The sequence below is a fragment of the Allobosea sp. CRIB-10 genome (assembly GCF_900112185.1).
Classification (GTDB): Bacteria; Pseudomonadota; Alphaproteobacteria; order Rhizobiales; family Beijerinckiaceae; genus Allobosea.
This window is the reverse complement of the sequence record NZ_FOKP01000004.1, coordinates 59,865-80,799: the sequence shown is the minus strand read 5'-3', so window position 1 is coordinate 80,799 and position 20,935 is coordinate 59,865. Positions and strand designations below refer to the sequence as shown.

General features: G+C 65.4%; 18 protein-coding genes and 1 pseudogene. 16 read left to right on the top strand and 3 right to left on the bottom strand.

Annotated features, from left to right (window positions below):
- The first annotated feature begins 2 nt into the window (after positions 1-2).
- On the top strand, positions 3-659 hold the full coding sequence (locus BMZ69_RS07340) for a TetR/AcrR family transcriptional regulator (protein ID WP_092155928.1): 657 nt from the start codon (positions 3-5) through the stop codon (positions 657-659).
- 127 nt (positions 660-786) lie between these two features.
- Here the strand turns inward: BMZ69_RS07340 and BMZ69_RS07335 are convergent, their stop codons facing one another.
- Positions 787-1,818, bottom strand: coding sequence for an ABC transporter substrate-binding protein (locus tag BMZ69_RS07335; protein WP_244543275.1), 1,032 nt, complete (start codon positions 1,816-1,818; stop codon positions 787-789).
- Between BMZ69_RS07335 and BMZ69_RS32055 the strand changes: the two genes are divergently transcribed.
- Together BMZ69_RS32055 and BMZ69_RS07330 are read left to right on the top strand one after the other, a co-directional pair.
- Complete coding sequence (locus BMZ69_RS32055; RefSeq protein WP_244543281.1) at positions 1,699-2,055, top strand: hypothetical protein; 357 nt, start codon at positions 1,699-1,701, stop codon at positions 2,053-2,055. The genes BMZ69_RS07335 and BMZ69_RS32055 overlap by 120 nt on opposite strands.
- Positions 2,056-2,330: 275 nt before the next feature.
- Entirely contained in the window at positions 2,331-3,929 is a 1,599-nt protein-coding gene (locus tag BMZ69_RS07330) for a GMC family oxidoreductase (RefSeq protein ID WP_092155926.1), read from the top strand.
- Between the two features lie 6 nt (positions 3,930-3,935).
- Here the strand turns inward: BMZ69_RS07330 and BMZ69_RS07325 are convergent, their stop codons facing one another.
- Positions 3,936-4,622 carry a GntR family transcriptional regulator gene (locus tag BMZ69_RS07325; protein ID WP_175506704.1) on the bottom strand — a complete coding sequence of 229 codons (687 nt, stop codon included), beginning with the start codon at positions 4,620-4,622 and terminating at the stop codon, positions 3,936-3,938.
- Between the two features lie 325 nt (positions 4,623-4,947).
- On the opposite strand from BMZ69_RS07325, the gene BMZ69_RS07320 reads away from it, so the two are divergent.
- From BMZ69_RS07320 to tnpB, 13 genes and pseudogenes are all read left to right on the top strand, one after another.
- Positions 4,948-6,141 (top strand): CaiB/BaiF CoA transferase family protein, encoded by a 1,194-nt coding sequence (locus BMZ69_RS07320; protein ID WP_092155924.1) that lies wholly within the window; start codon positions 4,948-4,950, stop codon positions 6,139-6,141.
- Positions 6,142-6,166: 25 nt separating this feature from the next.
- Positions 6,167-7,327, top strand: coding sequence for an acyl-CoA dehydrogenase family protein (locus BMZ69_RS07315; protein ID WP_092155923.1), 1,161 nt, complete (start codon positions 6,167-6,169; stop codon positions 7,325-7,327).
- A gap of 31 nt (positions 7,328-7,358) precedes the next feature.
- Complete coding sequence (locus BMZ69_RS07310; RefSeq protein ID WP_175506703.1) at positions 7,359-8,777, top strand: MmgE/PrpD family protein; 1,419 nt, start codon at positions 7,359-7,361, stop codon at positions 8,775-8,777.
- Positions 8,778-8,814: 37 nt separating this feature from the next.
- Complete coding sequence (locus tag BMZ69_RS07305; protein ID WP_092155921.1) at positions 8,815-9,627, top strand: enoyl-CoA hydratase/isomerase family protein; 813 nt, start codon at positions 8,815-8,817, stop codon at positions 9,625-9,627.
- Positions 9,628-9,632: 5 nt separating this feature from the next.
- Positions 9,633-10,571: a hydroxymethylglutaryl-CoA lyase gene (locus BMZ69_RS07300; RefSeq protein ID WP_092155920.1), complete on the top strand. Its 939-nt coding sequence runs from the start codon at positions 9,633-9,635 to the stop codon at positions 10,569-10,571.
- Between the two features lie 55 nt (positions 10,572-10,626).
- The gene (locus tag BMZ69_RS07295) at positions 10,627-12,063 is read left to right on the top strand and encodes an aldehyde dehydrogenase family protein (protein ID WP_092155919.1); all 1,437 of its coding nucleotides are present in this window, start codon (positions 10,627-10,629) and stop codon (positions 12,061-12,063) included.
- Between the two features lie 133 nt (positions 12,064-12,196).
- On the top strand, positions 12,197-13,189 hold the full coding sequence (locus BMZ69_RS07290) for a Bug family tripartite tricarboxylate transporter substrate binding protein (RefSeq protein ID WP_175506702.1): 993 nt from the start codon (positions 12,197-12,199) through the stop codon (positions 13,187-13,189).
- Positions 13,190-13,258: 69 nt separating this feature from the next.
- The gene (locus tag BMZ69_RS07285) at positions 13,259-14,233 is read left to right on the top strand and encodes a quinone oxidoreductase family protein (protein ID WP_175506701.1); all 975 of its coding nucleotides are present in this window, start codon (positions 13,259-13,261) and stop codon (positions 14,231-14,233) included.
- A gap of 191 nt (positions 14,234-14,424) precedes the next feature.
- The gene (locus BMZ69_RS07280; RefSeq protein WP_092155916.1) at positions 14,425-14,682 is read left to right on the top strand and encodes a hypothetical protein; all 258 of its coding nucleotides are present in this window, start codon (positions 14,425-14,427) and stop codon (positions 14,680-14,682) included.
- Between the two features lie 179 nt (positions 14,683-14,861).
- Complete coding sequence (locus BMZ69_RS07275; protein ID WP_092155915.1) at positions 14,862-16,085, top strand: ABC transporter substrate-binding protein; 1,224 nt, start codon at positions 14,862-14,864, stop codon at positions 16,083-16,085.
- A 20-nt stretch (positions 16,086-16,105) separates the two neighbouring features.
- The gene (locus BMZ69_RS07270) at positions 16,106-17,722 is read left to right on the top strand and encodes a GMC family oxidoreductase (RefSeq protein WP_092156136.1); all 1,617 of its coding nucleotides are present in this window, start codon (positions 16,106-16,108) and stop codon (positions 17,720-17,722) included.
- Positions 17,723-17,950: 228 nt separating this feature from the next.
- Positions 17,951-18,346, top strand: a complete 396-nt coding sequence (locus BMZ69_RS07265) for an IS66-like element accessory protein TnpA (protein ID WP_092155914.1) — start codon at positions 17,951-17,953, stop codon at positions 18,344-18,346.
- A gap of 17 nt (positions 18,347-18,363) precedes the next feature.
- Positions 18,364-18,498, top strand: a pseudogene (tnpB, locus tag BMZ69_RS31875) (IS66 family insertion sequence element accessory protein TnpB); the annotation flags it as partial.
- Positions 18,499-18,523: 25 nt separating this feature from the next.
- Here the strand turns inward: tnpB and BMZ69_RS07255 are convergent.
- On the bottom strand, positions 18,524-20,368 hold the full coding sequence (locus BMZ69_RS07255) for a recombinase family protein (RefSeq protein WP_210188002.1): 1,845 nt from the start codon (positions 20,366-20,368) through the stop codon (positions 18,524-18,526).
- Positions 20,369-20,935 lie beyond the last annotated feature (567 nt).

The following is a 20,935-nucleotide window of genomic DNA, read 5'->3' as shown; positions in this document are numbered from 1 at the left end:
GCATGGCCATCAGCACCTCCAAGGCAGCGACCGCCAACCGCCCGGCGAAACTGACGCGCAGCGAGAAGAATGACGACGTCAAACGTCGTCTGTTCGAGGCTGCCGCCAAGATGGTCGGCCGCCATGGCTATGCCGATGCCTCGGTCGCGCGGATCACCGACGCCGCCGGGGTGGCCCAGGGCACCTTCTACAACCATTTCGAGAACCGGCAGGAGCTGCTCGACCAGCTCCTGCCGGTCATCGGGCAGCAGATGGTCGCCTTCATCCGCATGCGGATCGACAAGGCGGATTCGGAGTTCGGCAAGGAGGTGACTCGGTTTCGCGCCTTCTTCGATTTCCTGAAGGAAACACCCGAATTCCTGCGCATCTTGAACGAGGCCGAGGTCTTCGCACCGACAGGCTACCGGCACCATCTCGACAACATCTCAACCGCTTATGTCCGGCTGCTCAAGCGCGCGCGGCGGCCGGGGCAGGTCGGCGACTACACGGACGAGGAACTCGAGGTCATCGTGCATGTGCTGATGGGCGCGCGCGGCTATCTCAGCCGCCGCTACGCTTATGGCGAGGACGGGCCGCAGGCAGTGCCGCAGCATGTCTTCTCCGCCTATGAAAAGCTGATTTCGAGTGGTCTCTTCGATATGGCAAAGGCATCGGGCTGAGAGCCTGCCCCGTGCTCGGTAAGCAGGCCCAGGGGTCTCGGGATGGGGGCATCTACGCCGTCGCCGAAGGCGACGCCCGCTGCCACAGCAGCGAACGCCGACGTTTTTGTTCGCAGGATGTCTGTGATCACTTGGCATATGAGCAAGCCGCCGGATCCGCCTTCTGAAAGGCCACTTCAGCGGGCACCGTCGCGAGCACCTTGTAAAGATCCCACTCGCTTTTGGATTCGACGGGGGTCTTGACCTGCAAGAGATACTGGTCGCGCATAACCTGGCCATCTGGACGGATGCGGCCGTTCTTGGTCATAAAGTCGTTGATCGGCGTTTCCTTCATCTTCGCCATGACGATATTGCCGTCGCCCGTGCCGCTTGCCTGGACGGCTTTGAGATAGTGCATCACCGCGCCATAGGCGGCCGCGTGGTTCATGTTCGGCATTTTCTTGAACCGCTCTTGAAAGCGCTTTGCGAAGGTCCTCGTCTCGTCGTTCTGGTCCCAATAATAGCTCGTCGTCTCCATCAGGCCCTGCGCCGATTGGAGTCCAATCGACTTCACATCGTGGAGCGTCATGCTGAGTGGCGCGACGATCTGCGCCGGGCGAATGCCGAACTCGTCGGCCTGCTTGACGATGCTGGGGACATGGACGCTCGTCGTCGCCAGCGCGATGACCTTGGCGCGGGAGCTTTGCGCCTTGAGCAGGTCCGACGAGTAGTCCGTCCGGTCGAACGGGTGGGGCGTCGCGCCGAGGACCTTGCCGCCGTTGGCCTCGATCATCGCAGTGGTGTCGCGCTGGATGTTGTGACCGAACGCATAGTCCACCGTCATGAAGAAGAAGTCCTTGCCGCCGGCATCGATGGCAGCCTTCACCACGCCAAAGGCTTGGCTGAAATTGTTGTGATGCCAGTGGATCCCATTGGGACCGCAATACTTGCCCGTCAGGTCCGAACTTGACGAAGAGATGAAGACCGCAACCTTGTTCTTCTCCTTGGCGAGGTTCTGGACGCCGATGGCGACGCTGGTGATGCCGATGTCGAAGATCGCGTGCACGTCTTCATCGTACCATTTGCGCGCGAGGCCGATGCCGATATCGGGCTTGTTGAGATGGTCGGCGCTGACCAGTTCGATCGGCCGGTCGAGGACCTTGCCGCCGAAATCCTCGATCGCCATCCTTATGCTCGTCAGGGTCCCGGGGCCGGAAAGGTCCGCGACAATGCCCGACATTCATTGAGCATGCCGATCTTGAACGTCTCCTTGGTCTGTCCCCAGCTCGATCCGCCTATCAATACGGCGGCGGAGAGTGACAGTGCAAAAAGCGCCTTCCCCAGCGGTCTCGCGGGATTGGTGGCGGATATGGTCATCGTCATGATCGCGTCTCCTCGCCGTTCGCACCCGTTCTAGCGGGCTTGTTTCCGCGCGTCCTGGCGCGGTTGAATTGTTTGTCCCTGCCTCCCGGTCATCCGTTGGCGACGGGGAAGCGTCTGATCCGTAGCAAAGCGCCAGGGGCGTAAGCAAGGAATTTCACATAAAGGTCGAATTAATCATCGAGGCCGTTCCCCGGCTCGATGGTTTCTACCGACTCATAGTGTTGCAGCGGGCCGCCCCGCGCTTGACAGGGACCTGCCCGCCTGAACAATTCTGCCGAAAGAACGAGAAGAAATCAGCAGGGCGGACGCATGGAAGCGGATTATGTCGTGGTCGGCGCGGGCTCGGCCGGCTGCGTGATCGCCGCGCGGCTGTCGGAGGCTGGCGCGAGCGTGCTTCTGCTCGAAGCCGGCGGCGGCGACCGCGATCCGATGATCCAGATTCCCGCCGGCGTGGGGCATCAGCTCTATAATCCGAAGCATAACTGGATGTATGCCTCCGAGCCGGAGCCCGGCACGAACGATCGGCGGATCCACACGCCGCGCGGCAAGGTGCTCGGCGGCAGCAGCTCGATCAACGGCATGCTATATGTCCGCGGGAATCCGGCGGATTACGATGCCTGGGCGCAGGCCGGTTGCCAGGGCTGGAGCTATGACGACGTGCTGCCGCTGTTCAAGCGCTCCGAGACCTGCCGCACCGGCGGAGGGTCGGCCTTTCGCGGCCAAGGCGGGCCGATGCCGGTCGAGCCCTATCGCACCGTCCTGCCGCTCACCCATTGCTTCGTCACCGCGGCGCAGGAGGCGGGCTTTGCCTTCAACGACGACGTCAACGGGGCCTGCCAGGACGGAGTGAGCCATGCGCAGATGTCGCGTCGCGGACGGCTTCGCGGCTCGACCTACCGAACCTTCCTCGCCCGGCCCGAGGCTCGTCGCAACGTCACGATCCTGACCGGCGCGTTGGTCGAGGGCCTGGTCATCGAGAACAGCCGATGCACCGGGCTGCGGTACCGCCTGCATGGTCAGCCCGGCGTGGTCCGCGCGCGCGGCGAGGTCATCCTGTCGGCGGGCGCCATCGGCTCTCCACAGATCCTCCAGATATCGGGTGTCGGCCCGGCAGCGCATCTGCGCTCTTTCGGCGTTGAACCCGTGCTCGACCTGCCGGGCGTCGGCGCCAATTTGGCGGATCACTTCGCGGTGCGCATCGTCTGCCGTTTGCGGGGCCTGACAACGATCAACGAGTTGGCGCATGGCTGGCGGCTAATGCGCGAGGCGGCTAGGTTCGCGCTGACCGGACGGGGCGCGCTGACCTTCGGCGTCACCAGCGCGATGGTGTTCTGCCACAGTCGCGAAGGCTTGCAGAGTCCCGACATCCAGCTCTCCTTCACCCCCGCGAGCTACGTCTTCGGGAAGGCGCTGGCGCTGGAACGGGAGCCGGGCATGACCGTCGCGATCTGCGCCGCTCGCCCGGCGAGCCGCGGCTCGGTCATGATCGCGTCGCCCGATGCGGGTGTGGCACCGACAATTCGCTACGGCTATCTTACTGACCCCGAGGATGTGAGGGTCACCTGCGCCGGCCTGCGCCATGCCCGCAGGATCCTCTCCGCCCCGGCGCTCGCCCCCTATTACGTCTCCGAGCTGAGGCCAGGTCGCGACATGGTCAGCGATGAGGACATCGAGAGCTTCGCCCGCCGCGAGGGCTCCTCGATCTATCATCCTGTCGGCACATGCCGCATGGGCATCGACGCGATGGCGGTGGTCGATCCGCAACTGAGGCTGCACGGCATCGAGGGCCTGCGGGTCGCGGACGCTTCGATCATGCCCTGCCTGACGACGGGGAACACAAATGCGCCGACGATCATGATCGGCGAGAAGGCGGCGGACATGATCCTCCAGGATCGCCGCTCCGCCTGAAGGCGGTCAGGCCCGTTGCCGGATGATGCTGTGCATCGAATATCGGTCGGCCGGATAGATGTTGTGAGAGATTTCGAAGATCGTGTTGGGGTGGGCGACATAGCGCCGCTTCACCACGAGCGCGGCGCTGTTGGGCTGTGCGTTCAGCAAGGTCGCGAGCTTGGGGGAAAGCGTCGCGGCCGTGATCGCCTGCTCGACATGATCCAGCTTCAGTCCGAATTGCTGGAGGACGATCTGATAGACGGCGCGGTCGCCGCGATGAACGTCGTCCCGGTCGGGCGCGAAGCGCTCGGGGACGGCTACCTCCGACCAGCACAGCGCCGCGCCGTCATGGCGGGTCGAGCGCAGGCCCGCGACCCTGAACCAGCGTTTGTCGGGCAATTGCGCGTATTCCTCGGCGTTCTGGCCGGACATCGAGACGAAGCCCTCATGCCGGATATCGAGCGTCGTGCTCTGCGCGAAATCGAACAGGCTGCGGATGTCGCGCATGCTGTGCACGTAATGCGACACCGGGCGGTGCGAGAGCACCACGGTCCCGGTCTTGCGCCGCCGGCCGAGCAGGCCCTGCTCGGTCAGCGCCTTGAGCGCCTCGCGGATCGTGTGTCGCCCGACGCCGAAGCGTTCCTGCAGGTCATGCTCGCTCGGGAAGCGGGAGCCGAGAGGATAAACGGCGCGGCCGATCTCCTCCGTCAATGCCGCCGCAAGCGCGGCGTGCCGTGAACCCGAATGCTGCTGTTGATCCATAACGACGAATGATTTGCTGCCCCAAAGCGCGATGCTAGGCGGCTGGGGACGAAAAGCAAAGCGGGGCAAGCAGACATATTGCGCATTTGCGCCGATGGCCCCGTCGCGTCCGCCATGGGGGGGCATGCGCGGAAGGCGCCGTTCCATATTCATTCGACTATAATGACAATCATGCGATTGTTCACTTGATCTCTGCGCCGCGCGATCTTATTCGTCGAATGAATGGAGCCTCCCCGTGCGAGGCTAGCGCTAGGCGGCCACGACAGGAAGACCCATGATCGAAACCGTCTTGTCCGGATTGCGGGTGATCGATCTGACGCAGAACGTCGCTGGACCGTTCTGCACACAGGTGCTCGGCGATTTCGGCGCCGAAGTGATCAAGGTCGAGCGACCGGGGCGTGGTGATGACACGCGCGACTGGCGCCCGCCCGAAATCGGCGGGCAGTCCTCCACCTTCGTTGCGCTGAATCGCAACAAGCGCAGCGTCTGCATCGATCTCGACAGGCCAGACGGCGTGGCGCTGCTCAAGGATCTGGCTGCGAGCGCCGACATCTTCATTCATTCGATGAAGCCGGGCAGTGCCGAGGCGCGTGGCTTCGGCGTCGAGGATCTGAAGGCCGTCAATCCGCGCCTGATCTACTGCGCGATCAGCGCCTTCGGGCAATCCGGGCCGTTGAAGAACCTGCCCGGCTACGATCCGCTGATGCAGGCCTTTACCGGCGTCATGAGCGTCACCGGCAGCGAGGGGGACGATCCCGTCAGGGTCGGGGTTTCGCTGATCGACATTGGCACTGGCATGTGGGCGGCGCTCGGCATCTTCGCGGGCATCATCGAGCGGGGGCGCACCGGGCAGGGGCTCTCGGTCGAGGCGAGCCTGCTCGATACCGGGGTGAATTGGATGACTGTCTTCGTCGCGAGCTATCTCGCCACGGGCAAGCTGCCGCGCAAGCTCGGCTCGGCGATGGCGATGACCGCGCCCTACGAGCTGTTCCATTCGGCCGATGGCCATGTCTTCATCGCCGCCGGCAATGACGGGCTGTTTCGCCGCGTCTGCGAGGGGCTTGGGCAGGCGGCGCTGGCGGATGATCCGCGCTTCCTGACCAATCCTTTGCGGGTCGCCAATCGCGAGGCGCTGCGCGGCGCGATCACGGCGCTGACCTCGACGCTTCCAACCAAGGAGATCGTCGCACGTTCGCGCCGCAGCGGTGCGCCCTGCAGCGAGATGCACGACGTCTCGCAGATGCTGGAGAACGAGCAGGTGGAAGCGTCCGGCATGATCGCCGGCATGCCGATCGAGAATGCTCCGGATCACCAGGTGGTGGCCTTGCCGCTCAAGCTCGACGGCAGACGCGGTGGCGCGATGAGCGCGCCACCGCGTCTCGGCGCGGATACCGCCGACATCCTGGCGGAACTCGGTGTCGAGGCCAAACAGGTCGCGCATCTTCGCGAAAGCGGAATCATCGGCTGAACAGGCGATAGGGATCAGACGAGTCATGGACTTCGACTACACCGACACCCAGCAGGAGATCCGCGAGGCGGTTCGCAAGCTGTGCGGCGAATTCGGCCCGGGCTATTGGCTCGGCTGCGACGAAGCGGGCGCTTATCCCGAGGCCTTCGTCCAGGCGATGACCGATGCCGGCTGGCTCGCTGCCCTGATCCCGGAAGCCTATGGCGGCTCCGGCCTGGGCGTGATGGAAGGCTGCGTCATCCTCGAGGAGATCAATCGCTCCGGCGGCAATGGCGCGGCCTGTCATGCCCAGATGTACACGATGGGCTCGCTGCTCGCACATGGCAGCGCGCAGCAGAAGCAGAAATATCTGCCGGGCATCGCCGATGGCAGCGTGCGGCTTCAGGCCTTCGGCGTCACCGAGCCCGATGCCGGTTCGAACACGCTGAAGATCAAGACCTTCGCGCGCAAGGTTCCGGGCGGCTATGTGATCAACGGCCAGAAGATCTGGACCTCGCGCTATTTCCAGTCGCACATGTATCTGCTGATCGCGCGCACGACGCCGATCGAGGAGGTCGTGAAGAAAACCGAGGGCCTCAGCCTCTTCCTCGTCGACATCGCCAAGGCCGGCGCCTCGCTCAAGGGCAAGCCGATCCGCACGATGATGAACCACCACACCAACGAGGTCTTCATCGACAATCTCGAAGTGAGCGACGAGGACCGGGTCGGCGAGGAGGGCAAGGGCTTCCATTATCTGCTCGACTCGCTGAATTCCGAGCGGCTTCTGGTCTCCAGCGAGGCGCTCGGTGACGGCAAATGGTTCGTCGATCAGGCCTCGCGCTATGCCAGCGAGCGCCGCGTCTTCGACAGGCCGATCGGCCAGAACCAGGGCATTCAGTTTCCGATCGCCAAGGCGCATATGAATCTTGAGGCGGCCGAACTGATGCGCAACCGCGCCGCGGCCCTGTTCGACCAGGGCAAGCCCTGCGGAACCGAGACGAGCATGGCCAAGTATCTCGCCACCGAGGCGAGCTGGGAGGCCGGCGAGGCCTGCATGACCACCTTCGGCGGCTATGGCGTCGCCAACGAGTATCATGTCGAGCGCAAATGGAAGGAGGCCCGGCTGTTCCGCACGGCGCCGATCTCCAACAACCTCATCCTGGCGCAGGTCGCCCAGCACGCGCTCGGGATGCCGCGTTCCTATTGATCAAAATTCCAGACTCCTCGGAGGGATTGCGATGTCCATGCCACTCACCAAGCAGGCCGATGCGCCGATCCATTCCTCGGCGATGCAGGAGATCATGCGGTTCGTCATGTCGGCACGGGCGGACGAGGCCGTGCTTGCCCAGGCGAGCCGCGCCGTGCTCGACACGCTTGCCGTCACCATCGCCGGCGGTGTCGAGCCCGGCGCGCGCGCGCTGAAGGCCTCGCTCGATCCCGATCCCCGGCCCACGGCGGTGCCGTCTTTCTGGACGCAAGCCGGCTATCGCTCGGATGACGCGGCGCTGCTTTTGGGCATGTCGAGCCATATGCTCGACTATGACGATGTCAGCATGCTCACGGTGTGCCATCCCAGCGCGCCGGTGCTCTCGGCCCTGCTCGCGGCGGCCCCACGGGAGGGCGTGTCCGGCGCCGTCCTGCTGGAGGCCTTCGCCATCGGCACCGAGGTGCTGATCCGGCTCGGCCAGGCGATGGGCTTCCGGCATTATGCGCTCGGCTTCCATGCCACGGCGACACTGGGCGCGGTCGGCGCCGCGGCGGCCTGCGCCCGCCTGATGCGGCTCGACGAGGCTCGCACGCGGCATGCGCTCGCAATCGCTGCGAGCCTGTCCTCGGGGCTGCGCAAGAATTTCGGCTCGATGGTGAAGTCGCTGCATGTCGGCATCGCCGCTGCCAATGGGCTGAAGGCGGCGCGGCTTGCAGCGGCGGGGGTCGAGGGCTCGGCCGAACCGTTCGAGGACGAAGGCTTCCTCAGCGCCTTCTCCGGCGGCGAGACCGATCGCTGGCCGGCCGGTCTCGTTCTCGGCCAGCCTTTCGCCATCGTCGAGCCGGGTTTCGAGCAGAAGCGCTATCCCTGCTGCTACATGCTCCACAAGATGATCGAGGCGACGCTTTGCCTGCGGCATGAGACCGGGCTCGACCTGGCCTCCGTCAAGAGCATGCGCGTCGACATGCCGGCGGGCGGCACGAAGCCCTTGATCCATCCCTTCCCGAGGAATGGCCTCAACGCCCTGTTCAGCGCGCCCTATGCGGTGGCCGCCAGCCTCGCCGATGGCCGTATCGATCTCAAGAGCTTCGCGGATGCGGCGGTCCTGCGTCCGGATATCCAGGCGCGCCTGCGCGACGTCGTCGTGGTGGAAGCGGCTGGCGAGGCGCAGACGGGCAGCGATCTCGGCAGCGCGCCGGTCACGGTGACGCTGACGCCGCGCCAGGGCGGGACGCTGTCGCGGACGATCATCGCCTCGCCCGGTTCGCAGCAGGACCCGCTGACGCCGCCGCAGCTCAAGGCGAAATGGGTCGATTGCCTGCAACGGGCGTGTCCGGAGCTGGATTCTCAGGTGACTGCGGCGCTGTTCGATGAGGGAAAGAACCTAGCAAGCCACGCCAATATCGAGGGCTGGCTCATGCGGCTACGCGACGGCGTGGCGCAGGGCTGACCGCTTTCGCGGATCGCAGGACAAGGATCGCTCACGCATGACCGCCCAAGGCATACACGCACAGGATCTCGAAACGCTGCGGTTGTCCCGCGCCGAGCCGCATATCCTGGAAGTCACGCTGGCCCGCCCCGGCGTGATGAATGCGCTGAACACGCAGATGGGGCGCGATCTCGTCGAAGTCTTCGAGGCGATCGCGCTCGATCCGGTGGATCTGCGCTGCATCGTCCTGACCGGCGAAGGCGAAAAGGCGTTCTGCGCCGGCGGCGACCTCAAGGAGCGGCGCGGCATGACCGACGAGCAATGGCAGCGCCAGCATGCGGTGTTCGAGCGCATGGTGCGCGCTTTGCTGGATTGCCCGGTGCCGATCATCGGCGCGGTCAACGGAGCGGCCTATGGCGGCGGCTGCGAGATCGCCGTCTGTTGTGATTTCCTCTATGCCGCCGACCATGCGCGCTTCGCGCAGACGGAGGTGACGCTGGGCATCATGCCCGGCGGCGGCGGAACCCAGACGCTGCCGAGGGCGATGGGCGAGCGGCGGGCCAAGGAGCTGATTCTGACCGGGCGGCCTTTCAGCGCCGTTCAGGCCGAGACCTGGGGGCTGGTCAACCGCGTGCTGCCTCTGGCGGATCTGCTGGTCGAGGCGCGGGCCACGGCAGCAGTGATCGCGGGCAATGCGCCGATCGCGACCCGGCAGGCCAAGCTCTCGATCCATCGCGGGCTACAGATGTCGCTGCGCGACGGGCTCGCCTTCGAGATCGAAGCCTATGCGCGGATGGTGCCGAGCCAGGATCGTCACGAGGGCGTGCTGGCCTTCAACGAGAAGCGCGCTCCGCGCTTCCAGGGCAAGTGAGCGCGATGGCCGAGCCGGTCATTCTCCGCGAGGTTGGCCTGCGCGACGGGCTCCAGATGGTGAAGACCATCGTCTCGACGCAGGACAAGCTGGATTTCGCCCGCACGGCCGCGGCAGCCGGGCTGCCCGAGATCGAGGCGACCTCCTTCGTGCCACCGCATATCATCCCCCAGTTCGCCGATGCCGCTGAGGTTGCCGCCGGTCTGTTGAAGCCGATGGGGACGACCATCTCGGCGCTCGTCGTCAATCTGAAGGGCGCGGCGCGCGCCTTCGATGCCGGCCTGCGCAAGGTCAATTATGTCGTCTCGGCCAGCGAGGCGCACAGCCTTGCCAATGCGCGCCGGAGCACCGATGCGGCGCTGGCGGAGTTCCGGCTGATCGTGGCGGATCGCAAGGCACGCGGGCTCGACGGGCAGGTCGTTCTCGGCTGCGGCATCGCGACCGCCTTTGGCTGCACCCTTCAGGGCGAGGTGTCGGAACAGCGGGTGATCGAGATCGCCGAGAGTCTGGCCCGCGATGGGGCCGACGAGATCATGGCGGCCGATACCGTGGGCTATGGCAGTCCCCGGCAGGTCAGGCGAATGTTCGATGGCCTCGCCGCCGCGCTCGGCACATTGCCGCTCGCCGCTCACTTCCATGACACGCGCGGCCTCGGCCTCGCCAATGTCACCGCCGCGCTGGACGCCGGCGTGCGCCGCTTCGATGCGTCGCTGGGCGGCTTGGGTGGCTGCCCGTTCGCGCCGGGTGCGACGGGCAACATCAACACCGAGGACACCGCCTTCATGCTCGAGGCGTTGGGTTTCGATACCGGGGTCGACATCACGGCTCTCATCGCTTTGCGCGGGAGGGTCGAGGGCTGGCTGCCGGGTGAGCGCTTCTCGGGAGGCATCAGCCGCGCCGGCCTGCCCAAGACCTTTCGCAGGGCGATGGATCAGGCCGCCTAAGGCGAACGATAGCAAGCCACGGACTTTTCAGACGGCGCAGGACGAGGACACCAGGATGAACATGCACAGCAACTATATCGGCGGCGCCTGGACATCGGCGGCGCGCATGATCGACGTGATCAGTCCATCGGACGGACGCAAGCTCGCCGAAATTCCGCGCTCGGGTGCCGCCGAGGTCGATGCAGCGGTAAGCGCGGCGCAGGCTGCGCTGGACGGAGAGTGGGGCAAGCTGAACGCGACCGCGCGCGGGCGCCTGCTGTTGCGGCTTTCGCAACTCATCACCCGCGATGCCGAGGCGCTGGCGCGGCTGGAGAGCGACGATGTTGGCAAGCCGGTCAGCCAGGCCCGCAGCGATGTCACCTCCTGCGCGCGCTACTTCGAATATTATGCCGGCGCGGCCGACAAGGTGCATGGCGAGACAATTCCCTCGCTCAACGACCACCTCGTCATGACGATCTACGAGCCGCATGGCGTCACCGCCCATATCGTGCCGTGGAACTATCCGCTGCAGATGATGGGGCGCTCGGTCGCGCCGGCGCTGGCGATGGGCAATGCGATCGTCCTCAAGCCGGCCGAGGATACGCCGCTGACGGCGATCGCCCTGGCGAAGCTGGCGGAGGAAGCCGGTTTTCCGCAGGGCTCTTTCAACGTCGTGACCGGCCTGGGAGAGGAGGCGGGCGCCGCGCTTGCCGCCCATCCCGGCATCTCGCATATCAGCTTCACCGGCTCGCGCGAGGTCGGTATGCTGGTCCAGGCCGCAGCCGCCCGCAACACCATTCCGGTCACGCTGGAACTCGGCGGCAAGTCCCCACAGATCGTCTTCGCGGACGCGGCGCTCGTTGATGCGGCGACCGCCATCGTCAAGGCGATCACCCAGAACGCGGGCCAGACCTGCAGCGCCGGCTCGCGCGTCCTTATCGAGGACAGCATCTATGACAGCTTCACCGCGGACCTGGCGAAGCGCTTCCGTGAACTGCGTGTCGGCGCGGGTGCCGACGACCTCGACCTCGGCCCGCTGGTCAATGCCAAGCAGAAGGAGCGTGTCGAAGCCTATATCGCGCTCGCGCGCAAGGATGGGCTCAGCATCCTCGCCGAGACGGAGATCGCCGCGCGGACGGACAATAACGGCTTCTTCGTCCGGCCGACCCTGATCGGCGATGTGCCTCCGGAGCACCGGCTGGCGCAGGAGGAGATCTTCGGGCCGGTCCTCGTCGCGATCCGCATCAAGAATGAGGACGATGCGGTCGCGATCGCAAACGGTACGCCCTACGGCCTGGCGGCGGGTGTCTGGACTGCCGATATGGGACGCGGGCTTCGGCTGGCGAAGCGGATCAAGTCCGGCCAGGTCTTCATCAACAACTACGGTGCAGGTGGCGGGGTCGAGATGCCCTTCGGCGGCGTCAAGGCGTCCGGCCATGGCCGCGAGAAGGGCTTCGAGGCGCTGTACGGCTTTGCCTCGATGAAGATGATCGCGATCAAGCACGGCGGCTGAAGACGCGCGGCGCCGTCCGGGCGGAGCCTGCAGGCTTGCGCCCGGACGGGTTGACGTGGAGGGCATGCTCTATATCATTCGAACTTATAAAACGAGGTTGGCAAACAGCCGACCCTTTCTCGGGAGGGACCTGATGAATCGTCGCGAATGCGTTCTCGGACTGACAGCCTTTGCTTTTTCGGCAGGCGATGCCCTTGCGCAGGGTTTCCCGACGCGCTCGCCGATCATGTCGAACGGCTATCCGCCGGGTGGCTCGACCGATGTCGCGGCCCGGCTGATGGTCGAGGGCATGACGCCCGATCTGGGCGGTCAGCGCATCGTCGTCGAGAACAGGCCGGGCGCGAGCGGCACTGTGGCGGCGGCCTGGCTGACGCGCCAGCAGCCGGACGGCTACAGCATGCTCCTCTCGGAATCGTCGTCCTTCGCGATCTGGCCGGCGATGCACGAGACCGGGATCAAGTACGACCCCGTCAAGGATTTCGATTGGGTCGCGACGGTCTGTACCGCGCCGATGGTTTTCATCGTCAGCCCGAATTTCCCCGCGAAAACGGTCGCCGAGGCGCTGGAGGTTCTGCGCTCGCCCAAATCGGTCGATCTGAACTATTCCAGTTCCGGTGCCGGCTCGATCCCGCATATCGGCTGCGAGTTGCTGCGCAATGTCGTTGGCTCCAGCAACCAGTCGCGTCATGTGCCCTATCGTGGCGGTGCGCCGGCCGTGCTCAGCGTATCGACCGGCGAGACCGCCTGGGGAGTGGCGTCGCTCGGTTCGGCGACGGGTCTGCTCGAGGGCGGCGCACTGCGGGCGCTCGCGGTAACCAGCCCCAAGCGCTTCCCGCAGTTTCCCGACATTCCGACCTTCACCGAGCTCGGATTGAAGGAGATGGAGCTGAACATCTACTACCTTATCCATGCGCCCGCCGGCCTGCCGCGCGACGTGCTGGCCAGGTTGAACAAGGCCAGCGCCGCCTCGATGACCCAGCCGGTCACCCGCGAGCGCTTCCTGAAGGCGGGCATGGAGCCCTGGAGCGGTGTCAACACGCCCGAGAGCACGCGCGAGATCGTCGTTGCGGAAAACGCGAGGTTCCGCGAAATCTCCCGCCGCACCGGCATAAAGATTACAGGTTGAGGCGAATGACGGTTCCGGGCCGCGTCTCGGTGCCGACGAAATTTCCTCACAAATTGCAGGCTGCGAACCATGGCTACGGCAATTGTCCTGCGCGAATTTGGTGGCCCGGAACGGCTGCGCTGTGAGGAGGTCGCGCTGGCCGACCCTGGCCCCGGCGAACTGCGCGTCCGGCACACCGCAGTCGGCGTCAATTTCCACGACGTCTATGTGCGATCGGGTCTTTACCGCACCCTGCCGCTGCCGGGCATTCCGGGCATCGAGGCGAGCGGCGTGATTGAGGCCGTCGGGCCGGGTGTCGCGGACTTTGCGGAAGGCGACCGCATCTGCTACGTCACGGGCAGCTACGGCGCCTATGCCTCGGCCCGGAACCTGCCGAGTTCGCTGGCCCTCAGGCTGCCTGCCGGCGTGAGCGACGAGATCGCCGCGGCCGGAATCCTGAAGGGTCTCACCGCCTGCATGCTGCTGCGCTACGAATACCCTGTTGCAGCAGGCGACACCGTGCTCATTCACGCGGCGGCGGGCGGAGTCGGCCAATTGCTCTGCCGCTGGGCGCGGCATCTCGGCGCGACAGTGATCGCGACCGTCGGCGATGCCCGCAAGGAAGCGATCGCGCTGGCCTGCGGCGCTCATCATGTCCTGACCAGCCAGGATGCAGGGCTGGCGACGCGGATCAACGAGATCACCCGCGGGCGTGGCGTGTCGGTAGCCTATGATTCCGTCGGCCGGGACAGTTTCCAGATCTCGCTGGCCGCTTTGGCCGATTTCGGCCGACTCGTGAACTTCGGCCAGTCCTCCGGACCCGTGCCTCCCTTCGAGGTCTCGCAACTCGCGGCGAAGTCGAACGCGCTGTCGCGGCCGATCGTGTTCCACTATTTGCGGGACGCCACGAGGCGGCACAGGCTGGCGTCCGAGACCTTTGAGGCTCTCGCCGACGGCGTTCTGGCTGTTGATATCGGGTTGCGCTTGCCGTTGACGGACGCCGCGGAAGCGCACAGGGCGCTGGAGGCGCGAGAAACCACGGGTTCGACCATCCTGATCCCCTGAACGGCGCGTCCCGGCCGCATCTCGTTTGCAGGTCTGCGCCTGCCTTCCGCTTGATCGGGGGACGCCAAGTTATATTATTCGAATATATACTATGAAGCTGGCGCCCCAGCGTTGCTGGCTCGTCGCGTGGCGATTGCTACGCCCGTCAAATGCGGCGTTGAGGTGCCGGCGATCAAAAAGGACATGCTGAGATGATGCTGCCGTCGACCGACCGCGTCGAACTCTCGATCTCGGTGCATGACGCCTATGATGGCCTGGTCCGGCTGCTGGTCGATGCACAGCGCTTCGGCTGGACATTGACCGAACTGCAGGCCACCAGCCGCCCCGATTCCTCGGCAGATATTAGGCTTGTCGTCGCGGCGCCGCAGGGCATCGGGCGCGATGTCATCGCGGCACGGCTCGCGCGTCATCCGTCGGTCGCGAAGGTCGTCGTGGCTCGCGGCGCTTAGCGACCAACGCCCGCCGGCGGGTGCCTGGCGCTCCTCCGACATAAAAGCCGAATAAAATGGGCAGCCCCAGTCAATCGGCTTGACAGCTCGGAGACGTTGACGCCTATTTATTCGAAACATAACGACGGGGTGGCTTGGCATTCTCCGTCGATCCTGGGTGGACGCGAGAGGGAACGACGATGAAAGCCTCATTTGTTTCGGCCTGCCTTGTGCTGGCGGCCGTGCCTGGTGCAGCCTTGCCAGGCGCAGCGCTGGCGGCGGACGGCAAGGTCAAGATCGGCGTCCTCAGCGACATGGGCGGCGTCTATGCCGACATCACCGGGCCAGGCTCGGTCGTCGCTGCCCGCATGGCCGTCGAGGATTTCGGCGGGAAGGCACTCGGACAGCCCATCGAGCTCGTCACCGCCGACCATCAGGCCAAGCCCGATATCGGCCTCTCGATCGCGCGTGCCTGGCTGGACACCGAAGGTGTCGATGCGATCGTGGACGTGCCCGTCTCCTCGGTCGGGCTCGGCATCCAGGCTCTCACCAAGGAGAAGCGCAAGGTCTTCCTCAACACGGCCGGCGCATCCTCCGATTTCACCGGCACGGCCTGCTCGCCCTATGCGACCCAATGGGCCATGGACACCTACACCATGGCGTCGAGCTCTGGCCGCGCCTTGGTCAAGGCCGGCGGCAACAAGTGGTTTTTCATCACTGCGGACTACGCCTTCGGCCATGCGCTGGAGCGCGACGCGACCGCGGCGGTGAAGGAGGCGGGCGGCACGGTCGTCGGCAGCGCGCGGCATCCCCTGAACAACCAGGATTTCGCCTCCCACCTGCTGCAGGCGCAGTCAGCTGGCGCCAATGTCGTCGGCCTAGCGAACGGCACCGGCGATACGGTGCGCTCGATCAACCAGGCACGGGAGTTCGGGCTGAACACTGCGGGCATCAAGATGGCCGCCCTCGTCCTGTTCATCAGCGATGTTCATGCGCTCGGGCTGCCGGCGGCTCAGGGCACGTTGCTGACCGAGTCGTTCTACTGGGGCCTCGACGATGAAACGCGCGCCTGGGGGCGTCGCTTCATGGAGCGCAACAACGGGCGTGCGCCGGGCATGTATCATGCGGGGGTCTACAGCGCGGTGACGCACTATCTGAAAGCGGTCGAGAAGGCCGGCGGCACCGATGCCGCCAAGGTTTCGGCCGCGATGCGCGAGATGCTGATCAAGGACCCGCTGATCAAGAACGGCCATATCCGGGCCGATGGGAAGGTGATGCAGAACTACTATCTGCTGGAGGTCAAGAAGCCGGCGGACTCGAAGGGGCCGTGGGACTACTACAATGTTCTCGCCACCGTCCCGGCCGAGGATGCCACCAAGCAGCTGTCGCGCAGCGAATGCCCGGACGTGAAGACTCCCGGCTGATTGCGGCGAGCGGCGACACGATGCGCGATGCGAGCGAGAGCTTCGATTATGTGATCGTCGGTGCAGGTTCGGCCGGCTGCGTGCTGGCGAACCGCCTGAGCGAGGACGGTCGTTATTCGGTTTGCGTTCTCGAGGCCGGGCCGCCCGACCGAAATCCCTACATCCACATTCCGGCGGGCTTCATCAAGACGCTCACCAATCCCCGGCTGACCTGGGATTTTCCGACCGAGCCGTCCGAAGCGACGGCCGGACGCAGGATCGCGGTCAAGGCCGGCAAGACGCTCGGCGGATCGAGCTCGATCAACGGTCATGTCTACAATCGTGGGCAGAGGGCTGACTTCGACACCTGGGCGCAGAAGGGCAATACCGGCTGGGGCTATAACGACGTCCTGGGCTATTTCAACCGCAGCGAGCGGCGCGTGGGCATGGCTGGCCGTGGCCAGGCAGGACAGCTCCCGGTCACGGATATCGACTGGAGCCATCCCCTCTGCGACGCGTTCGTCGCCGGGGTGGCCGCGCTCGGCGTTCCCCTCAATCCCGATTACAACAGCGGACGCCAGGAAGGTGTCGGCTTTTATCAGCGCCTGATCGAGCATGGCCGGCGCGTCAGTTCGGCGCGTGCCTTTCTGCGCCCGATCCGGGCACGAGCCAACCTGACGGTGCGCACCCATGCCCGCGCGCTGCGTATCGTGCTGGAAGACGGGAGGGCGACGGGTCTCGTCTATGCCCAGGGCGAGGGCGGGCAGGAGACGCGCAGCGTCGCCGTCAGGCGCGAGTTGATCCTGTCGGGCGGCGCCATCAATTCGCCCCGTCTGCTGCAATTGTCGGGCATCGGCCCGGCGCCGCTTCTCCACGAACTCGGGGTCCCGGTGACGCATGTGCTCCCGGGTGTCGGCGAGAACCTCCAGGACCATTTCGCGATCCGGATGGTGGCGCGCGTGCGCGGCATCGACACGATCAATGACCGGGCGCGCGGACCGCGCCTGTTCGCGGAAGTGGCGCGCTGGCTGCTGCGCCGGCCGAGCGTGCTCGCGCTCAACCCGTCTCTCGCCTATGTCTTCGGCAAGTCGGACCCGCTGCTCGACGACAGCGATCTCCAGTTCACCTTCACGCCGGCGAGCTATCGCGAGGGTTCGGTCGGGGTTCTCGACGATTTTCCGGGCGTGACCTGCGGGGCCTGGCAGCAGCGGCCGGAGAGCCGGGGCCATGTCAGGCTGCGCTCACCTCGGCCCGCCGATGCGCCGATCGTGCAGCCAAATTATCTGCACCACGAGATCGACCGCCGCGTGCTCGTCGCCGGCATCCGCATGGCAAGGCGATTTCTCGCCACGGAAGCGCTCAGGCCATATTTTGACTGCGAGGAGTTACCCGGCGTGCAGGCCCAGAGTGACGACGAATTGCTCGACTTCGCCCGGCAGCGCGGCTCGACCGTGTTTCATCTTACGGGGACTTGCAGGATGGGCCCCGTTCACGACCGCTTCGCCGTCGTCGATCCGCAGCTCAGGGTTGTCGGCACCGCCGGGCTGCGGATTGCAGATGCCTCTGTGATGCCGAACATTCCGTCAGCCAACACCAACGCTGCCACGATGATGATAGCGGAAAAGGCTTCAGATATGGTCATCGCCGACCGCGTTTGATCATCCTAAGGTCTACCATCGGGTCCCGCAGCCATAAGTTCAGATTAGAGCGGCTTCTTGATCCATTTGGCGATGACGCCGACGATGCCCTCGCGGAAGGTCATGACACAGATCACGCCATCACGCTCGGCGCTCGGCGGATTGCTATACGACGCCGCAGGCTACCAGGGTATCCCTACGAGCTCGGCCGCCTTGAGGATTGATGCTTGGGGGTGAGAATGTGTCTGTATGGACGTCTATACAGACACACCGATCAGTCGGCTTGAGATCGTTGAGAGGGGCGGTCGGCGGCGCTTTAGCGATGAAGCGAAGCTGCGGATCGTTGAGGAGAGCTATTCGGGTCGGCGACTGGGCTCGGCGACAGCCCGCAAGTACGCGATCACGCGCTCGCAGTTGAACGACTGGCGCGATGCCGCACGGGCCGGGCGGCTTGGTCCGGCTTCGAACGCTGGATTTATTCCGGCTGTGATCGTGCCGGAGGTTGCGGCGACGACCAGCCCGCCGATGGCGGATGGCAGCCGGATCGAGATCGTGACGGCGAACGGGCGGCGTGTCATCGTCGACGGAAGCGTTGATGTCGATGCGTTACTTCGGATTGTACGCGGCCTGGAGACGCTGCGATAATCCCGGTTCCGCCGGGGGTGCGGGTCTGGCTTGCGACGGGTTACACGGACATGCGCCGTGGCTTTCCGGGCTTGTCGCTCCAGGTTCAGGAAGTGCTTCGCCGTGATCCGCTGAGCGGACATCTGTTCTGTTTCCGAGGGCGCCGCGGCGATCTCGTTTCATTGTGCGTCGTCTCCTTTAGAAGCCGGGCAGCTGCGGCAGGTCAGTCCATTGTAATAGCTCGATATTTTTTGGACGTCTGGCGATCACCCCCCGTACGCCTATCTGCACGGCCTCGGTGGCGAGTGCTTCGACCGGCACCTGCCATGGTGCCGCCGGCATGATCTGCGTCGCGGGAAGGATGCCTTCGCGGATCAGACGATGCACCGAGAGGACGCAGATGCCCAAGCGCTGCGCGGTGGCGTCGACGCTGATCGTCGTGGCGGCGGCCGCGACGTCGAACGGTGCGATGGCGAGCCGCTCGCGCAGCTCTCTGGCGCGCACCGTAGTCCAGGTGCCGCCGTCGGGCGCACGGCAGCGCATGCGGTTCAACGTTACGGCAAGCTCGCGATCAGGCCAGCGGCCGGCCAGCTTGCGCATCACCGCCGCCGCATCTGCAGTGCGTTCGGGCTGATAGCGTCCCGTTCGAACACGCGCCGCCCTGAGCTCGGTGTGGCGTCCGCCGGACCAATGCACCACCAGCACCGCCTCATTCGCGGCCTCGTCCAGACTAATGATGATCTCCCGCACGAGCACGTGGACCAGGCGCTGCTTGATGCGAGCGTCCGTCGCGGGCGCATTCCACACCGTCGGCAGATCCCTGGCGAGGGCCAAAAGCGCGTCCCGATCGACCGCTGGCGCCGCATAGACGGCGCGGTTCCGTTCGGCGAGTCGTTGCTCCAGCGCCACCACGCGCTCAAGCGCCGTGTTCCAGCGCGCCTCAAGTTCGCGCGCCACATGGCGCTTTGCCGGGTCCACCAGTTCGTGACGTCTAGCGGCGATTTCCACCTCGTACCGCGCCGCCTCCAGCTCGCGCTCGATGACGCGGCCCGTCTCGGCGCCGGCCTGGGCCGCGATGTCGGCAGCCAGCAGCGCCGCCTCGACCGCACGATCCGACACGGCCTCGAGGATCGCCGCCGCGATGGCGCGACCGACGCGGCCACCGCCGATGCCGATGCACAAGCCTGACCCGACATGAGCATCGTCGCCCCGGCACTGGTAGCGGTGGGCATGGCTCGGACGCGAACCGTAGAACACCCGCATCATGCGCCCGCACGCGCCGCATCGCGCGAGCCCCGTGAGCAGAGCTCGGCCGCCGCGTGCCGCTTTGCGTTCGGCGCGCTTCTGTATGTGGGCGTTCTCGCCGATCATGATCTGGTTCTCCTCGAACTCGGCCCAGCTCAGGTAGCCCTCGTGATGGTCGCGGATCAGCACGTTCCAGGTCTTCCGCTCGCGCCGGTGGCCGCTGGTCTTGCGGGCCCGTCCCTCCACCACCTGCATGCGATTTCCCCGCCGTCCGAAGGCGTAGGCGCCGGCGTAGATGGGACTGTGGAGTATCTGCACGACGCTGTGATAGGCCGGCGGCCGCCACTCGATCCGGCAGAGCGTCAGGTTGCGCCGAACCACCGGGAGCCGCATGCCGATCTGACGCGCCCATAGGAACACCTGTCGGGCGCTGCCGAGCTCGCGGAACTTGGCGAACACCAGGCGGATCGCCTCGGCAACATGCTCGTCCGGGTCGATCTCGATGCGCCCCGCCTCGCTCCAGCAATAGCCCGGCGGAAGCGTGAAGCGCAGCTCGCCCCGGCCGGCCTTGGCGTCGCGGGCGGCGAGCCCACGCTGGCGCATCAGGCTGAGCTCGTACTCCGACATGCTGCCCTTCAATCCCAGCAGGAGACGGTCGTTGACGTGGCGCGGATCGTAGACGCCGTCGAGATCAATGACGAGGGCGCCAGAGAGGGCGCAAAGGTCGATCAGGTGATGCCAGTCCCGCCCGTTGCGGGCGAGGCGCGACGCCTCCAGACAATTCACAGTCCGTCCCATCGCAACCCGATGGAGGGTCGCTCCCTCACGGGAGCGCGGATCGAAACGGCACCACCGATGAACCCCCCATCGCCAAGCAGAGTCGCTCCTTCACGGGAGCGCGGATCGTAACAGCAACTCGCGACCGGTTCGCTGCGCAGATGATATAAATATCCAAAGCATTATCGTGGAATTTCAATAACATACGTGTTCGCAGATTTGTCCGGCCCGGCCCACCATCTACTCCCGTCGCCATTGATCTTATTTCGCTTTTCGCGTGATTTTTCCCACTCCTGTAACCCGGCTCGAAAGTGGGAAAGATTTGTTCGGGCTTTGCCCGCTGAATGGGGGTCTTCGACCTGTCGCCGTTCGAGCTCGGCAGCTCGGCTGTTTTGACAGGTGCCTGCGGCATGGCGATCTGCGATGCCGTCATGCGATGGGAACGGCGGTGGCGGGATGGTCCGCCGTCCCCCGAAACCAAGCGAATGAGCTGCCGGATCGTTGCAGGCGCGATCGCAATTGCGCCCAAATATGCTTTCTCTGGCGCCCGCTCGTGGTCTATCGTCGTCTCATTGCGAACCGATCAGA

What these genes read in the sequence shown, in the direction of transcription:
- BMZ69_RS07275 (WP_092155915.1), top strand. Translation starts at nt 14,862, where the DNA reads ATGAAAGCCTCATTTGTTTCGGCCTGCCTTGTGCTGGCGGCCGTGCCT.
- BMZ69_RS07265 (WP_092155914.1), top strand. Translation starts at nt 17,951, where the DNA reads ATGGACGTCTATACAGACACACCGATCAGTCGGCTTGAGATCGTTGAG.
- BMZ69_RS07330 (WP_092155926.1), top strand. Translation starts at nt 2,331, where the DNA reads ATGGAAGCGGATTATGTCGTGGTCGGCGCGGGCTCGGCCGGCTGCGTG.
- BMZ69_RS07295 (WP_092155919.1), top strand. Translation starts at nt 10,627, where the DNA reads ATGAACATGCACAGCAACTATATCGGCGGCGCCTGGACATCGGCGGCG.
- BMZ69_RS07255 (WP_210188002.1), bottom strand. Translation starts at nt 20,368, where the DNA reads ATGGGACGGACTGTGAATTGTCTGGAGGCGTCGCGCCTCGCCCGCAAC.
- BMZ69_RS07305 (WP_092155921.1), top strand. Translation starts at nt 8,815, where the DNA reads ATGACCGCCCAAGGCATACACGCACAGGATCTCGAAACGCTGCGGTTG.
- BMZ69_RS07310 (WP_175506703.1), top strand. Translation starts at nt 7,359, where the DNA reads ATGTCCATGCCACTCACCAAGCAGGCCGATGCGCCGATCCATTCCTCG.
- BMZ69_RS07285 (WP_175506701.1), top strand. Translation starts at nt 13,259, where the DNA reads ATGGCTACGGCAATTGTCCTGCGCGAATTTGGTGGCCCGGAACGGCTG.
- BMZ69_RS07290 (WP_175506702.1), top strand. Translation starts at nt 12,197, where the DNA reads ATGAATCGTCGCGAATGCGTTCTCGGACTGACAGCCTTTGCTTTTTCG.
- BMZ69_RS07270 (WP_092156136.1), top strand. Translation starts at nt 16,106, where the DNA reads ATGCGCGATGCGAGCGAGAGCTTCGATTATGTGATCGTCGGTGCAGGT.
- BMZ69_RS07280 (WP_092155916.1), top strand. Translation starts at nt 14,425, where the DNA reads ATGATGCTGCCGTCGACCGACCGCGTCGAACTCTCGATCTCGGTGCAT.
- BMZ69_RS07300 (WP_092155920.1), top strand. Translation starts at nt 9,633, where the DNA reads ATGGCCGAGCCGGTCATTCTCCGCGAGGTTGGCCTGCGCGACGGGCTC.
- BMZ69_RS07320 (WP_092155924.1), top strand. Translation starts at nt 4,948, where the DNA reads ATGATCGAAACCGTCTTGTCCGGATTGCGGGTGATCGATCTGACGCAG.
- BMZ69_RS07340 (WP_092155928.1), top strand. Translation starts at nt 3, where the DNA reads ATGGCCATCAGCACCTCCAAGGCAGCGACCGCCAACCGCCCGGCGAAA.
- BMZ69_RS07315 (WP_092155923.1), top strand. Translation starts at nt 6,167, where the DNA reads ATGGACTTCGACTACACCGACACCCAGCAGGAGATCCGCGAGGCGGTT.